Annotated in this window: 13 protein-coding genes; 8 read left to right on the top strand and 5 right to left on the bottom strand. The window is 39.6% G+C overall.

Annotation, left to right across the window (positions count from 1 at the left end):
- Positions 1-72: 72 nt before the first annotated feature.
- From P3L44_RS02225 to P3L44_RS02205, 5 genes are all read right to left on the bottom strand, one after another.
- Entirely contained in the window at positions 73-1332 is a 1260-nt protein-coding gene (locus P3L44_RS02225) for an aromatic amino acid transport family protein (protein WP_410480052.1), read from the bottom strand.
- A gap of 284 nt (positions 1333-1616) precedes the next feature.
- Positions 1617-2975 (bottom strand): anaerobic C4-dicarboxylate transporter DcuC, encoded by a 1359-nt coding sequence (gene dcuC, locus P3L44_RS02220; RefSeq protein WP_102139170.1) that lies wholly within the window; start codon positions 2973-2975, stop codon positions 1617-1619.
- A gap of 217 nt (positions 2976-3192) precedes the next feature.
- Complete coding sequence (locus P3L44_RS02215) at positions 3193-4611, bottom strand: carbohydrate porin (RefSeq protein ID WP_272661988.1); 1419 nt, start codon at positions 4609-4611, stop codon at positions 3193-3195.
- 261 nt (positions 4612-4872) lie between these two features.
- Positions 4873-5331 carry a regulatory protein RecX gene (locus P3L44_RS02210; protein WP_272661989.1) on the bottom strand — a complete coding sequence of 153 codons (459 nt, stop codon included), beginning with the start codon at positions 5329-5331 and terminating at the stop codon, positions 4873-4875.
- Positions 5332-5601: 270 nt separating this feature from the next.
- Entirely contained in the window at positions 5602-7059 is a 1458-nt protein-coding gene (locus P3L44_RS02205) for a DUF4026 domain-containing protein (protein WP_272661990.1), read from the bottom strand.
- A 253-nt stretch (positions 7060-7312) separates the two neighbouring features.
- On the opposite strand from P3L44_RS02205, the gene P3L44_RS02200 reads away from it, so the two are divergent.
- The 8 genes from P3L44_RS02200 (at position 7313) to P3L44_RS02165 (ending at position 16436) form a co-directional block, all read left to right on the top strand.
- On the top strand, positions 7313-7495 hold the full coding sequence (locus tag P3L44_RS02200) for a hypothetical protein (RefSeq protein WP_140172593.1): 183 nt from the start codon (positions 7313-7315) through the stop codon (positions 7493-7495).
- A 224-nt stretch (positions 7496-7719) separates the two neighbouring features.
- A complete protein-coding gene (locus P3L44_RS02195) occupies positions 7720-8721 on the top strand; it encodes a hypothetical protein (RefSeq protein WP_272661991.1) in 1002 nt (333 codons plus the stop codon).
- Positions 8721-9866, top strand: a complete 1146-nt coding sequence (locus P3L44_RS02190) for a BamA/TamA family outer membrane protein (protein WP_272661992.1) — start codon at positions 8721-8723, stop codon at positions 9864-9866. Before P3L44_RS02195 ends, P3L44_RS02190 begins: the two co-directional genes overlap by 1 nt.
- Positions 9866-11011, top strand: coding sequence for a DUF4056 domain-containing protein (locus tag P3L44_RS02185; protein ID WP_272661993.1), 1146 nt, complete (start codon positions 9866-9868; stop codon positions 11009-11011). The genes P3L44_RS02190 and P3L44_RS02185 overlap by 1 nt, the downstream gene beginning before the upstream one ends.
- 492 nt (positions 11012-11503) lie before the next feature.
- Positions 11504-12313 (top strand): protein bax, encoded by an 810-nt coding sequence (locus tag P3L44_RS02180; RefSeq protein ID WP_036958345.1) that lies wholly within the window; start codon positions 11504-11506, stop codon positions 12311-12313.
- Between the two features lie 350 nt (positions 12314-12663).
- Positions 12664-14082: an MBOAT family O-acyltransferase gene (locus P3L44_RS02175; RefSeq protein ID WP_110592630.1), complete on the top strand. Its 1419-nt coding sequence runs from the start codon at positions 12664-12666 to the stop codon at positions 14080-14082.
- Positions 14069-15238, top strand: a complete 1170-nt coding sequence (locus P3L44_RS02170) for a DUF459 domain-containing protein (RefSeq protein ID WP_272661994.1) — start codon at positions 14069-14071, stop codon at positions 15236-15238. The genes P3L44_RS02175 and P3L44_RS02170 overlap by 14 nt, the downstream gene beginning before the upstream one ends.
- Complete coding sequence (locus tag P3L44_RS02165; RefSeq protein ID WP_272661995.1) at positions 15210-16436, top strand: SGNH/GDSL hydrolase family protein; 1227 nt, start codon at positions 15210-15212, stop codon at positions 16434-16436. Before P3L44_RS02170 ends, P3L44_RS02165 begins: the two co-directional genes overlap by 29 nt.
- Positions 16437-16745 lie beyond the last annotated feature (309 nt).

The following is a 16745-nucleotide window of genomic DNA, read 5'->3' as shown; positions in this document are numbered from 1 at the left end:
TTCATATTGATATAAAAAAAGCCACAACCCTTACAGGCCATGGCTTTTCTGCTTATAAAGTTTTATTTGTTTTTATGAAAATGCACCATAAATAACTGAAGTAATAGAGGCCAGCCCACAAATAAAGGTGAAGATTTGAGCAGGCTTTGACGTGCTGAACTTCTTCATCGCAGGAACAATATTCATCGACACGACAGGTAGAATAAACAGAATAGCGGCAATCATTGGTGCCCCCATCGTTTCAATCATGCCTAAAATACTCGGGTTACGAATAGTCACAATCCACGTTGTAATCACAATAAATAACATGGAAGCCGTTTGAATTTTCTTCACAGAAAAAGAAGAACGGGACTTAATTAACCCAACTAAGCCTTCGTGAGCCCCTAAGAAGTGACCAAAATAACTCGATACAATCGCAGCAAAAGCAACAATCGGCCCTAAATAAGACAAAATTGGCGATGGGTTAATATTCGCGATATGTGATAGCACACTAATATTCTGTTCTTTCGCAACGGCAAGCTCTGCAGGGCTTAGTGATAAGACCACAGAGAAAACGAAAAACATCACAAAACCTGTCAGCATTAATGCTGCACCACCCGTAATCATATCTGTTTTCACAATCGCATTATTACCAAACTGCTGACGTTGGTCTTTAGTAAATTGGCTGATAATTGGGCTATGGTTAAATGAGAATACGATTAGTGGGATCGCCATCCAAACAATCACAGGCATTGCACTCCAATCAGGAGCCACTTCTAGCATTGACGTATTCCATTCAGGAATTAAATACAATGATAAAGCTAATAAAATGAATACCAGAGGGTAAACCATTAGAGAAGTAAGCTTTAGCATAAGCTCACGACCAAACACCACCCCTGCAGTCATTGCTGCAATCAGCACCCCAGACAGTAACCATCGTGGCAGCGGCTCTATTTCGAGTTGATTTACCAAGAATGAATCAACGGTATTTGTGATACCTACACCATAAATCAATACGATAGGGTAAATAGCAAAGAAATAAGCAAACGTTATAATATTTGCGCCTACTTTACCAAAGTGCTCTTCTACCGTATCTGTAATATCCGCATTTGGATTTTTTGAAGATAAAACAAAGCGTGCTAACCCTTTATGGGCTAACCAAATCATTGGTGTTGCAATTATTGCTAATATTACTAATGGCCAAAACCCCCCTGCACCCGCTTTAATTGGCAGGAATAGAACTCCTGCCCCTACGGCGGTACCGAATAAAGAAAGCACCCAAGTAAAATCCTTATAGGTCCACTTACTAACAGGTTTATCTGCTGTATCTACTGTATCTACTGTTTTTTCAATTGTGCTCATCTTGTGTTCTTCATCATTAACGTTATTAAAATAAGATGTGCAGATTTTGCATTAAATAATCAACAGTGCCTAATTTAATCACGCTATTTTTTCAACTTTTTGGTGTAGATCTCGTTAATAACGTAAAAAAAATAAATACCACGTAATTATTCTGTGAATAAATAATTTTGCAATTAATTAAAAAAGTAAATTTTAGATATAAAGTATTTAATTTTTAATTTGAAAAATGGCTGAGCCATTTGCTCAGCCATTTTTTTACCTGAAAAACTGAAGTTTTATAGGTAGACTGGAACTAATATTTCTGTCGCAATCACCACCACAACCAATCCAACTAATACTGGAATTGACGTTCTTTTCACCACTTCAAAAGGAGAGATTTTTGCCATACCAGATACAGCTACGACAACCCCTGATACAGGCGATAAAGTCCGCCCTAAATTAGAGGCTTGCAACATTGGGATCACTAAATAAGCAGGGTTGACGCCCATTTGTTTTGCTAAATGAGGGATTAGCTCAACAAACGCATAGAACGGTGCATTTCCCGAGCCCGTTGTCATCGCGGCTAACATCGTAATCACGACCAGGGCAATCATCATCACAATTGCACCTGAACCAAATGATTGTGCGAGGTCAATTAGCCCTTTGATGAAACCAATGGTGCTTAAACCCTGCGCAAAGACCCCAGCGGCGACTAACAACATCACAACCGTTGCAAATGCATCAGCCATTCCTCTATAACAAACTTCTAAGCCACCATAGACGTGTTTCGCGCTAAAACTGCGTAAAAACTCAATGACTGCAGCTAAAATAATGCAGCCAACAATAATCGTAACGATATGCAATTCAGGCGCCCATTTACCATCAAACACTAAAACACCGATAATTGGCGTAAAAGGCAAGATAGCGTAGAAAGCAGGTGCGTGTGTTTTGATTTCATTGACGTCTAACATTTCTGTTTTGACGTTCTCTTTTCTGTCTAAATAACGTTGCCAGAAGAAGTGCGCAATTGACATTGCCACAATTGCCGCGATAGAAATCGGTAAGGTCGTTTTAAATGCGAAGTCGATTAATGGCATTTCAGCCGCTTTTGCCGCCAAAATAACGTCACCGGATGTTGGCGCTAAAATAATTGCCGCTGGCGATGCACAAATTGCCGCTGCTGCACCACGACTGATCCCAACATTCACCATTACAGGGAATAATGTCGCCATCAGTAATACACCGAGGCCTGTCGCAGAAGATACCGCCAGTGACATCAAACATGCCACAATATAAGCAGCAACCATCAACAAATAAGGTGAGTTGATCATTTTTAATGGCTTAGAGGCGATTTTCACCACAACATCATTCGCCCCAATGTGAGTCATATAAGATGCAAACCCACATAACACCATGATCATCATACCAAGGTCGCCACCTCGGCTCATTAATAGGAATTTTATGTATTCCAGAATATCTGTTACACGCCACCCCGTCGTCGGAACAGAACCTGGTAAAATACTTTTGCCCATAATAGCGGTAATGATTAGAAGTAAAATCCCCCCTGTCATTAGTACACCCGTTGCGGAATACCCTTTTATGATATAACGCCCAACTCCAATGGCGACAATAACGCCGATTAAGAGCTCAATCATTTATTTCTCCTGCCTGTCTTATTTTGTAATTATAAAAAAAATTACTCTGCCTAATCATTAAGCAAAATTCACTGACAATGATCATGTCAGCAGATGATTTTTAATATAGAAATGCGTTAAAACACAAGAGAAATAAATAAAAAATCTTTTTTACAGTTATTTTGCAGCCGATCTTCCTATTTATTAACAACACATAGGAAGAACGGCTTAGCTTAGACTAGAAAAAATATTTGAAGCGAGCACGAACACCATAGCGTTCATCATCATGATGACTAATCAAATTAGGGTTATCTGCATTAATTTTAGAGTAATAAGCACCAAGATAAATTTTGTAATTATCTATAGCTAAAATTTGAGGTAACTCATAAGAAGCATATAAAGTATGAACATCATATTTACCTGGGATGTTATTCAACACTGAATTAGGGTCTGTCGAAATATTTACTGCATTAAAATCTTTAATATTATTATGCGCATAGATATAACCTAGTTGAGCGCGACGCCACAAGGCATAGCCACCTAACGATAAATCTGTTTCTGCTATTGCATCTAGGTATGCAGTACTGAATGTTAGCTGCACGCCATTATCTGAGTCTTTTTCTACGCTATTCCATCCTAAAGTCATACCATATCCATTACGTTTGGACATATCCTTCCAATGACCATCAACGTTATCCCCATAGGCATTGTTGATAACTTGGGATTCCATCGCAATAGCCACTTTGAAATCATTCGGCTGCCAAGCCACCACAGGCCTTAAATAAATAACATTTTTCTTATTATCTAGCTGATAACCATGGTAGTTAGAATCATCGAATAAAGCGGTACCATCTTCAACCAATGCGTTAATTTCAAAATACCAATCATCTAATGAATGGGAAAGTTGAACACTACCACCATCACCTGAACGCCCACGCCCTTCTTTCATCATATAAATATAACCGAACCCATCACTGTACAAATCATTCGCCGTATTGCCTGAATACTGTACAAACGTATCTTGTCCTAATGGGAACATATCATAAGCTTCGTAACGGCCGAGCTTTACTTGCCAGCGATCCTTTTGCCCGAAATAAAAAGCGGCATCATCAAGGTTCATTTTTCCTGTCATATCCGCAAGCGGCTGCACAGAAAACCCTGCATAATTTCCATTATCTTTCAAATGATTACCATCTACCCCAATCAAGATTCGTCCATTAATATCCCAATTATCACTCTTATTTGGTTGGTTGTTTTTCCCAAGAGCCGTTCTGACAGATGTAATTTGTCCCTGACGACTCGCCCCATCCATATTGAACTCAACATCGCCATAAAGCTTAAGTTCACCGTAATCATTGTGGTATTGGATCCCAGATGTTGGTTTTTCTTCACTCTCCCTTGGTACATTTGTATTGGAAATAGGCTCCTTAACAACGGTTGATATGGGTTGTTTGGTAGTTTCATGCATATTCATCACTCGTTCGAGCTTCTCTGCTTTCTGTTCAGCAGCTTCGGCACGTCGTTCTGCCAACTCAGCTCTTTTCTCTAACGCCTCCAGCCTTACCTCAATACGACTTAAATCCGTTTGAGCATCCCCCACCAAAGGGAATAGGATGACAAAAGCCGCTGCAATCGCAGATAACGGTAACATCTTCATATTAATACCTATTTGAATTAAACCAATAAACATCATTGCTAGCGCTTTCTTCTCTTTTTTGATTTATCGTGAAGTGAGCTGCCCAGAACATGAACACAGTATATGATCAAAGATATGTTAACGTTAACATGAAATTGATAAAAGAAAGATCGAACTCACAATTCACTGATTAATCTAAAATAAACAACGTCAAAAACTATGTTCAGATTTTATTTCAACCAGTTGAAAAGTAAGTGATTTTATAAATTAATAATATGGAAACTAACCATTGAATAACTCATAAATCATATCGCCAAAAAAGCCACGATACTGTAAGTATCTAATTTGTTTGCTTTTTTCCTTGAAATCATGAGGAAGGTCATCACCGAATTTTTTACTACGAACCAATGCGGCCTTTTCAAACCAATCTACATCTAGAGTAGCAAAATGCTTTTCCACAACCGTTTCAGTGAAACCTTTCTGCCGCATTTCTTGTTTTATCCGCAATGGGCCGTATCCCTTGCGCAGATAACCTTGCATTAATAGCCCTGCAACACGGTCATCATCAAGAAAATGTTGCTCACTTAGCCTTTCAAGCACCAATTCAATTAAAGGCTCATCAATAATACCCTCATTTTTTTCATACATACGCCGTTTCATACGAGCAAATAGCTCTGCTTTACCGTAATCACGGCGGGAAAGCATAAATAAGGCATATTGGTAAAGCTCGGTTTCATTCATGGCGTTAAACTTTCATCATTAAATTGGGCGCATTGCACTCCCAGTCTAACATAAACCTTTGTACTCTAGCTTGAATAAGCATGTGACTCGACTGGCTGAACGCAGTCACCCCCCATGCAGCTTGAATCGTGACGCGTATGTACTCTAAATAATTCAAGTTGCATGTAGGCGACAAACGAAGACAGACCGATGAGCATACATAAGTATGTGATTCGGCTGGCTGAGTGCAGTCAACCCCCATGCAGCTTGAAGTATGACGAGTATGACAAGTTAGTGAACTTGAGCGCCACTTAACAATTTATATATCGTATCAGGGGTATAACTGCCGTCTTGGAAATAAATTGTCCAATCCGTAATATCGTCGCGCGTTAATGGATAAACTTCCCCTTCTTGCATATTTTTCACATAAAAAGGATGGTTAATTAAACGCCCTTCAAACTGGTCACCATTCCAAGAAACAGGCTCAAACCACATATGTTCATGACCATCGAAATCTTCTTCTGCATCATGGTAACCAATACCGCATTTCACTAAAAAGCGCCATTCCGAATCTTCAGCTTCCTCGTTTTTACCAAGGAATTTGGCAAGAAAACCTTTTTTCTGAGCGACAGGTTTCGGGCCATAGTTATCTAACATATGGGTGAAGTATTCCCAACGTAATTTAGCTTTACGCGACATATCTGCCGTTTCTTCATCGGTACGCATAAACATCATGGCGTTTTGATCTTCAAACCCTTCAAAGAAGCTTTCTAAGGTTGGGTTTTCTTGTGTTACACGGAATAACATGGCTGAAGGATGTTGATGAGATTCGTCTCTATCATGCCAATCTCCCATAAAACGCTCTGATGATGCATCTCCAAACTCGAAACTCATCTCTTCTAGCGGTTTTAAATCATCAATTGGTGTGGATTTACCTACATGCAATAACCCTTCTTCAAACGGTACTGCAACTAAATATTCATAGCCCGCCTGGGTTTGTCCAATAAAAATGGGCTCATTAAACACGATTTTCCCGTGAGTAATGCTGTTATTCACGAAGCTCCAAAACAGTTCGGGAATACCATAATAAGAAGCAATCGGGTGCGGTATAATAATTTCTGCTTCTGATAAACCACAACGTGCCAAGCCATGAGTGTGGAACCAATACATGGTCGGCGCACGCTCTTCTTCCCGCTTGTCTTCGTTATCTTCTTGGTCATAAATAGCATGAACAACATACAGAGAGTCAATGCTTGGCATCAAATCATCAATGAGTTGGAAATTAAGCCACTCACGAGTAAACACTTTCCCTGCGGCAGAAATATCCAAGCCCAGTAATAAATCGGGTACCAAGATTTGAATGACCTTTAGCTGCTGCAGATAATTGACTAATGGTTGCCCTTGAAATAAGCACTCAACAATTACCGCTTGGGGGGCAGCACTTGCTTCTGCATACAGCTCAGGGCTGATTGGGTCAGTGGCAAAATAAGGGTTGATGGTATATTCAGGGTCGCTATCCACTAAAGCGATATAAAAACGTAATTCTTCTTCATCTTTTTTACAGCTAAAGAAAAAACCGCCATCCTCTGGAATGTAATCTATTTCACCCTCGGTGAAATAAGTTTGTTCTTCTAAACGCTGCTCAAGTAATAAAGACGTCAGCTCAGAACCAGGAATAGCAACCATCATTGATGCTTCTTTCTCGCCCTCACCTGCTGCGGTATCAAGGTAGTGTTGTTTATTATTCATTTTCAGACCTATTAATAAGTGACTGTGGCGAGGATATCAGCTTATATTCATTAAGAATATTGTGATTATTCTTAACAAACTGAGATTGTGATTTGATCCTTCGTATTGCAACTAAGTTAATAAATAATCATTATTCGACAATCAGTTATTCTACTTTTCATACGGTATTGGCTGAGGCACAATAATACTCTTTCTTTAATTTGCTTTATATTGATGAAGCAAAAAGTTCTATTTCAATAAAGGTAATTCAAATATGGCTGATTTAACCAAAGCACAAAAAGAATATGTCGATGATCTCGCAATGCAACGCGTTTTCGATATGAATAGCGATGAAGTGTTGGTCAACGCCTTAGAACAAAAGATTCACCAAATGGAAGATCATTTAAAAGCCTATTTTCATGAGCGTGTTAAGTTTCATCAACAAAACAAAAAGTAGTATTTTCAGCCCTATCGTGCCGATGTTATTTCTTGCATCGGCAGCTATTTTAGGTATGAAAAATGATAATCTTAAATAAATAATTAACATACAGGTATCTAGTTTTAGATCTTCATAAAAAAGCATTAAGCGCTATCGATAAAAAAATTATCAATGTTAAAATTCCAACTATTATAGATATACCTAACTACACCTCTCTATTATCTAAAGATTGAGCCAATTTTATGAAACGCATTCAATTCAGTACTGCACTGATTCTTTCTTCTATTATGAGCATGTCTGTGAGCTTTGCCGATAGTGATCGTCCGTTATTTTCGGTCTCTGTAAGTGAGTCTGGAGTCCCACAAAGTAACAGCGAAGGCGGCATTACTCGTTCTTCTACCACAGAGTCACGAGTACTGCCGATTTGGGGCGATGAAGCCCGCGCTCGAGGGTATGATTTACCGGAACCTTTTGGGGTGAGTTATGGGTATATGAACATGCGCCAAGATATTGTGGTTGATAGAATAGGGTTTATCGCTCCAGAAAACCCTGATTTTTCAAATGCGATACATATCGAAGCAGGGCATACAAGACAAAAAAGTGAAACCCATACACTGAAATTGGATTCATGGGTGTTTCCATTCTTAAATGTTTATGGCCTGTATGGACATACCAAAGGTAAATCCCATACTACATTAAAAGGTGGAAGCTTCGCCTTAGCTCCGGGATTCGTCATCCCGTTAGACCCTTTTTTGAAAGGTCAACCTTTTGACTTAGACTTCAAAGGCAAAACTTATGGCGCTGGGTTTACTTTAGCTGGCGGCTATAACGACTTTTTTACAACCTTAGACCTAAACTATACTAAAACCGACCTTGATATTCTTGATGGTGATATTAAAGCACTAATCATTTCCCCTCGAATTGGTTATACATTTACTTTCGATCCTTTGATTGATGGGCAAGGTAATACCAAAGTCCAAATCTGGACTGGGGCAATGTACCAAGATATTACTCAACGTTTTAAAGGCGATATCAGCAAGCTAAATTTACCTGGCAAATTTCAAGATATCATAAATTCAATGGATGAGCCGGGGATGAAATTTGACGTTAAACAACATCTTGCTCATAAATGGAATAATACTGTTGGTGCTCGTGTCGAATTCACGCGTAATTTTAATGTGCTCACTGAATTTGGTTTTAATAACCGTAATACCTTCTTTGTATCTGGGGAATTCCGTTTTTAATGTGGCATTCGGCAATTATCCAAAGGCTGGCCTTGCTCAGCCTTTTTATTATTTTTCCCGCTAAAGCTGATTTACTCCCTGATCGCCAGCAAATCGATGGCTGGTTAAACGATCTCGGTGGAAAAAATAGCTTTGATGAAAGTAAAACTGTCGATTGGGGCGTATTACCGGGGCCATTTTATACCCCCGAAATGGGCGTTGGTATTGGTACTGCGCTGGTTGGTTTATATCGAATAGATAAAGAAGATAAACAAACCCAGCCGTCTTCTATTGGCTTAAGCGGTTTTGCGTCGTCTACAGGCGCGTTTGGCTTAAATTTTACCAACTATAATTTTATTGATAACGACCAGTGGCGGTTATTTGTTTCCGGCACCATTAACAATATTCCCACTTATTACTGGGGTAAGGGATATTCTGCAGGGAAAAACGATCACAATAAAGAAAAGTACCATTCCCAAGAATTCCAAATAACCCCAAGAGTCTTATATCAATTAGCCGATTCGACTTATATTGGTCTTGGTTGGGACTTTTCATCAATCAATGCCAGCGATCCTGATGATGGAGCCAAACAGTATTTCTCCAATTCAATTGGGGGTCGTTCGGTGTTAAATTCAGGCGTCAGTGCATACTACAGTTATGACACACGAGATTTTCTGCCCAATGCCTATCATGGGCAAGCTTTTGAGGCCATCTATACTTATTTTGCGCCTAGCCTCGGTAGCGATACACGTTTCCAAACCACCCAATTACAATATGCCTATTACCATGCCTTAGCCGAAGAGACTGTTATTGCATTCGACAATTATGCGAGGTTTTCAACCGGAAATGTACCGTGGAACCAGCTATCATTACTCGGTAATGGTAACCGCATGCGCGGGTATTATGAAGGTCGTTATCGTGATAACAATATATTCACCAGCCAAATAGAACTTCGTCATAAACTCGATTGGCGTCATGGCGTTGTAGGCTGGCTAGGAACAGGAACCATGAGTGATACTGCCTCTGAATTAGGCCAAGGGCATTGGTTGCCCACCGTTGGCGTAGGCTATCGTTTTGAATTTAAACCAAGAATGAATGTTCGCTTGGATTTCGGTGTTGGCCGCAACAGTACAGGGGTATATTTTCAAGTTGGGGAGGCGTTTTAATGTTCAAATGGGTTCTGGCAATGGGGATTGGGCTTTTATTAGCCGCTTGCCAAAGTCATGACAAACTGGACTTGCCTGCCATTGAGCCTGTCATTACCCCCTATACTTTTGAAGAAGCCTCACAAAATTGGCCTATTATTGCTTCCTTAGCCCCACCACAAGGTTTGCGCGCTTGCTGCGCCTTTGGCTACAACTTGCAAGCTGAGCTATGGGGATTACCTGTCCCGTTTTACACTATCGATAATATCGTTGAAGCAGATAGCCTCGGTGAACATCATTATAATGACAGCTTTTTAGGTGCCTCTGCTGCATTAATGGGGCTCAGTAATGAAAAAATAGGCTTACTCTATACAGATAAAAGCGGGTTTATTGATATTTCCCATGTCAGAGATACTGCAGATTATACTTTTTACTTATTTAGCCAAATTTACCCACGCCTTGGTCAACAATGGTCGCTGTCACTTAGTGAAGAGTTAGCGGATAGACAAATTCATTTCAGTGCATTTGAACCACCACAATCTGCCAAACAACGTTATACCCTAAGCGCCTACTTAGCCGCAAAATTGGCTTTCCAGCTCGCGGTATGGCATGAAATTGCCCAGTGGTATGGTTATCAATCTGTACCGGGGTTTTCTGAAGGGGTTTCCGCATTTTCCCCTGAAGACCTGTACTCAAATTTACTTGGTTCCCGTCTCGCCTTAACTTTGATACTACAAGGCCGAGCAGGCTCTTTAGCCACTTACTCTCAATCAATGGAAAATATTCTTCCACTGACCCTTCACCAACTCGGTAGCAAAGATAGAAAAACCACGCGAAAAATATTTGATAGCGTTGATGGTTTATGGTGGAACAGTTACCGCAGAGTACCAGAGAAATTTCTTGTTTTAACAAGAGATTACCAAACAAGTGACCAACGTTATCCTCTGATGCCCCCACAAATTATGCCATCTGAAGGCTTATTTTTAACGTTGCCTGAGCGCTATCTCAAATATGATTTATCATTACTCGCACAACTGCGTTTGCTCCCTACTGGAAATATGAAACAGCTCCCCAAACCGACCTCTTATTGGACAGTGGCTGATTTTCCACAGCTGGCGGAAGATGCGAAGCAACAAGATTTACTGCAACAAATTTTAAAACCTTAAAGGGACTATTTCTGATATCCATATGACTCACCCTATAGGACTTTATCCTGACATTGTTGCGCTTAAAATTTAAGGTAAATGTCACTTTTTACTCATTTGCAGATAATAATCTTATTTCACTTTTGTCGCCTCGATAGGCTTTAATAAAACGATAGAGAACTCATTTCGGTCAAAAAATAGACTACTGACTGCTTATTTTTCAGACAAAATAACCCTATAACAACTAAATGAATTGTGTGTTTTTTACTCAAATTTAACTTAAGTAAAGCGCGAACGCCACGGGAATAAACAGTTTAATTTATCATTCATCATATGAAAATATACCAAACGAAACCATTAGGTCATTTAAAATCAATACATTCATATTAATATAAAAAAACCCACAAAATAATACAGAAGTTTCCTTAATGTCACCCGGATAAATGTAGCTCGTGAAAAATTAATCTGCTAATATTCGCTCGAATTTTGTTCAGAGATACTTAGGAGAAGCAAATGCCCTCTCGAACGATGAGGACAAACGCCGTCTTCGCTTTCTTATTTTTACTTTTATTTTCGAGCCTGAGTATGGGCTCCACCAGTACCAGCACAATGCTCAATAAAGAGTATACTAATAAAACTGTGCAACAGAATGTAAGTCAGGCTAAAACCTCACTCCCTGACTTGCGTAAATACCCTTCTGGTACGCCTCGAAAGAAAGCATTTTTGAAAACGGTTGTCCCTGTTATTGAAAAAGTGAATAAGCAGATTATGGCTGAACGTACTTGGTTGCTATCAGTACGGGCTAATAAGAAGTGGAGCGCACAAGAGTTGCGCCGTCTTGAACAAATCTGTAATAGCTATGGTATGAAATGTAGTAATCCAAAACGTTTAAATTGGAACAAACTACTGAGTCGTGTCGACATCATGCCAACACACTTAGTTGCCACACAAGCAGCAACAGAGTCTGGTTGGGGTACATCACAACTTGCTCTGCAAAACGGTAATTTATTTGGTATGCGCTGCGGTAGTGGCTGCCAGACCAAACAAGGAAAGATTAAAGGCTATTCTACATATTCTTCTGTAGAAGAGACCGTGACTGCTTATATGAAAAATATGAATACCCATAATGCTTATGAGTCATTACGTACTTCACGAGCAAAACAGCGTCTATCAAAAGATGAGCTAGATACTAAAAAGTTAATCAATGATATGAAAGGGTACTCAGAGTTAGGTTCTACTTATAACCGCTATTTACAAGAGATGTACGCGAGTAATGAAGAATTGATTACACAAGCTCAGCAAAGAGCAGCCACTCGCATTTAATTTTGTATCACCAGGTACAAGACATAAAAAATCCACTTAACTAAGTGGATTTTTTTATCCCTCACAAACCGTATTTAACTTACTTAACTCATTCGACTAATTCATTTTTTATGTTTTTTTAGATTTACTCTATTGCCTTAAATAGTTCGAGTGGTGGCGAGGCGGCAAGAGAAGCTACCCCTAGGAACATACATAAGTATGTGACTAGGGTAGCTGAACGTAGCCAACAAAGTCACCGCTCGAAATATGACGAGCAATACGACAAGCAATATTCTGATTGCATAGAAAAAGAGATCAAATATCATATACCCTAACCTTCTAACAAAATAATTAACATCTTTGAGTCTAATATGAATTTCTTCTCTTTTGAGTTTCTTGGCTCTTTCTTGATTTTTTTTCTTATTTATTGGGGTTGTCAGCCCAGTGCAAAGTTACAAAATGGCTTATTAATCACTGCTAGCTATTTTTTTGTTTATTCATTTAGTCCTGACTTTGCTTATATCTTATTTAGCTACACACTGATTATTTATTTGCTTACCAACGTGGCAACCAATTGGCTCTCTAGTCGATGGATATACGGTATTCTTACCGCTGTCATTGTTGGCTTCTTTACCACCTTTAAATATTACTCATTCTTCCAAGAGACTATTCAGCAAACACTCGATAAATTTGGTTTTAGTGTTGGTCTTCCTATATTGGAAATACTCGCACCACTTGGACTCTCATTTTATGTATTCCATTCGGTAAGCTATACGGTATCAGTTTGTCGCAAAGAAATTCCTAAAGCCGATTTCTTTGATGTAACATTGTATCTTGCATTTTTTCCGAGCATCGTCGCAGGGCCAATCAACCGCGCGAAGAACTTTCTTCCCCAAATACAAGCGGAAAGCCGTGAGATTTTAGATCCCCGAAAAGCGATATTGCTTATTTCATTAGCACTAGTGAAATTGTTTTTATTTAGCTCTTACTTGTCTGAAAATTTTGTAAATCCCGTCTTTGATTCTCCCGTGGGTTACAATGCGGGAGAGATCCTAGTAGCAACCTATGCCTATGCTTGGAATATTTACTTTAACTTCTCAGGTTATACCAATCTGGTGACGGGCATCGCGTTATTATTAGGATTTAGAGTCCCTGTTAACTTTAATGCGCCTTATTTAGCTGCAAATTTAAAAGAGTTTTGGGCCCGTTGGCACATCAGCTTATCTACATTTATTCGCGACTATGTTTATATCCCCCTAGGCGGTAACCGCAAAGGTTTTAGCCGTATGAATACCAATGTATTCCTTGCGATGGTCATTTCAGGGTTATGGCATGGTGCAGCAATGACATTTGTAGTTTGGGGAGCCATTCATGGATTAGGAATTGTGCTACTCAATCTTAAGAGTTTATGCATGGAAAAATTAGGATGGACCCAAGTGATTCCTAATAAAACATTATCCGTTTGGGTGTCACGAATTATTACTTTCCATTTTGTCTGCTTTGCATGGATTTTCTTCCGTAGCCCCTCATTTGATGATGCCCTGTTAATGGCCAATCAAATCATTGCACCTGGTTTTATTGCTTCAATTAATGCAAGCCTAGGCTTACTAATCGCATTTTGGCTACTACTGATTACCTACCCTTATTTTGTACAAGGCTACCATTATGTGGCAAAAAAATACCAAACCATTCCTTGGTATTATTATCCTATTCCGCTCGCGATTATTCTAACTATTATGTTTATGCTTTCTCCTTCAGGTATGCCGGGGTTTATTTATGCTAACTTCTGAGTTTAAAAATACCCTAATCAAAGTTGGGCAGATTTTATTTATTGTCCTAATTGCTGGCCTATTATTAATTTGGTTGAATCAAAGCTCACTAGAACGATTTTGGCAGCAAAAATATCACCAAGATACCCCATGGGCAAAAATGGCAGGGAATCCTATCTGGGATTATGGTGCTTATTTACATGATGGTGCGCTTGAAGCAGGAAGCTTATTCACTTATTACGCATCAGGGCAAAAAGCGCAGGAAGACAAACAAGCCGCTGAGCTTGAACTGGCCAATAAAGATAAAAAACTCAGTTTCCCCAAAGAGTTTCAAATTGGTCTTCACTTCGTAAATGGCTATTTTTATCCAGCTGAAAGCTTATCGATTACTTTCCCTGAGCGGCTTAAACGACCACAAGTTAGAGATAAAAACCAGAAAATTAACTTTGGTGGTTTTACAATCAAAAAAGATCAGCCAATCGTGGCAAAACATATTGCCAATATCGAAAAGGGCCAACAAGTCCTGTTCGCGGGGGACTCCATGATGCAAGGCGTCGCTCCACATGTTAAAAACATGCTGTTAAAAAAATATAATATCGATAGCATTAACCTAAGCAAGCAAAGTACAGGACTGGCGTATCCACGCTTTTTCAATTGGCCCCAAACCATTGCTAAGGCATTGAATGATAACCCCAACATTAAGGTTTTAGTCGTTTTTTTAGGACCTAACGACCCTTGGGATATGCCACCACAAACGGGTTATAAATACGTCAAATTTAAAAGTGAAGATTGGGAAAAAGTGTACCGTGAACGAATTGGTGATATAATATCGACCGCTCGCCAGCACAATGTTGATGTTATTTGGGTTGGGCCTCCTAATATGCGTAAAAATACGCTCTCCGATGGTATGAAATTCTTAAGTAGCCTCTACCAATCTGAAGTTGAAGACAACGGTGAAATTTACTTTTCGGTCAATGATGTCTTTAAATATAAAGGCGATACCTATTCTGACTATATCGGTGATGCGAGTAGTACCATTAAATTGCGAAGTGGTGACGGGATCCATTTCAGCGGAAAAGGCCAACAATTGATCGCTGAAAAAGTATTCTCACTCATTCATTTCGAAGAAGAGGAAGAAAAGGAACCTCATGAAACTGAACAAACTGTGTCAAGCTAAGTCCAAAATATTGGCGGGTAGCGTGATTGCGCTTTTGTCGCTGGGCTTATTATCTTGCCAGAACACATCAGACAAAACTCGCACGACTAGCCCGCCTAAAGGCCAGCCAGTCGTTGCACAAGGGCAGTTGGTCAATAACGCAGAGCCTAATTTGCCACAATTGGCAAATAAGTTGCGCCAAGGCAACCAACAAGTTCACATTGTCCAAATTGGTGATTCACATACAGCCGCTGACTTTTTCAGCGGTAATTTAAGAACATTATTTCAGCAACGTTATGGTGATGCGGGCCCAGGCTTCATTCCTCCGATTTCGGTACCTGGGCAACGAACAGCGACCATTAACCGTATGAGCGAAAAGAAAGAGTGGTCACTGGCTTCAAGCCGCAAAGATGAACGCTTTGATTACCCACTTGGTGGGCTAATTGCCGAGCCACAAGCAGCCAACAGTAAAGTAGTGCTCAAGCCTTTACAGCCTGCGCTAGGTGCTTATCAGCTACAAACTCTATACCAAAGCACAAGTGACTCACAAATGCGTGTCGCTCCTGCCGTCTCCCCCAATGTTGCATTGCCAGCCACAGGCAACCAGTGGGTATTTTCGTCCCCTGTAAATACCCAGCTTCCAGCCCAAGTTACTGTTAATAAAGGTGATGGGTTGAAAATTGGTGGGTGGTTAGTGCGTTCGCAAAAACCAGGAGTAATGTTTTCAGCTCTTGGGCTCAATGGTGCAACACTGAGTATGACAGATAAATGGCAACCACAATGGAGCGAAACCTTAGCTCAAATGTCCCCTGATATGGTGATTTTAGCCTATGGAACCAATGAAGCTTTTAACGATACATTAGATTTAGCCGCTTACGAGCAAAATTTACGCGCCAAAATTCGCTTAATTCGCCAACAAATGCCAAATAGCGTTATTTTACTTATCGGCCCGAATGATTCACTTAAATTTAATGATGCGGCGAGTTGCCAAGCTCAGATGCCTGTGAATTTAATGAGTGTGATTCAAATTCAAAAAACAGTTGCCGCTCAGGAAAATACACTATTTTGGGACTGGCAAGCCTTTATGGGTGGCCCTTGTTCAATTCGCACATGGGCAGCACAAGATTTAGCACGACCTGACAATGTGCACCTCTCCGTCGAGGGTTATAAGAAGAGCGCACAAGGCCTATATAATCAGTTAAACCAAATATTGAATTGATTACTGGTCCAACGCACGATAAGGCAGAAGTATATTCAACGTACTCTGCCTTTTTATTTACTCCTACTATTTTTTAATGTTAAGCACCTAATAGTTGTCATTTCACTTTGTTTTTTTCTTACTTATCTTTTTTTTTACTCTAAAAACATAATTCCAATATTAAAATAAAAATAATTATTTTAAATAAAAACAATGAGTTAAAACAATGACTCTCGGAATATTACTGACTCGTTAAGAATTTATTGTTCTCTCTCAAAAACATAAAAAATCGTGACCAGTAATTAAATCAATATACCCTATATAAAATTA

Source organism: Providencia sp. PROV175 (genome assembly GCF_032707045.1).
Classification (GTDB): domain Bacteria; phylum Pseudomonadota; class Gammaproteobacteria; order Enterobacterales; family Enterobacteriaceae; genus Providencia; species Providencia hangzhouensis.
The sequence above is the reverse complement of the archived record's forward strand: the minus strand, read 5'-3'. Positions and strand labels throughout refer to the sequence as shown.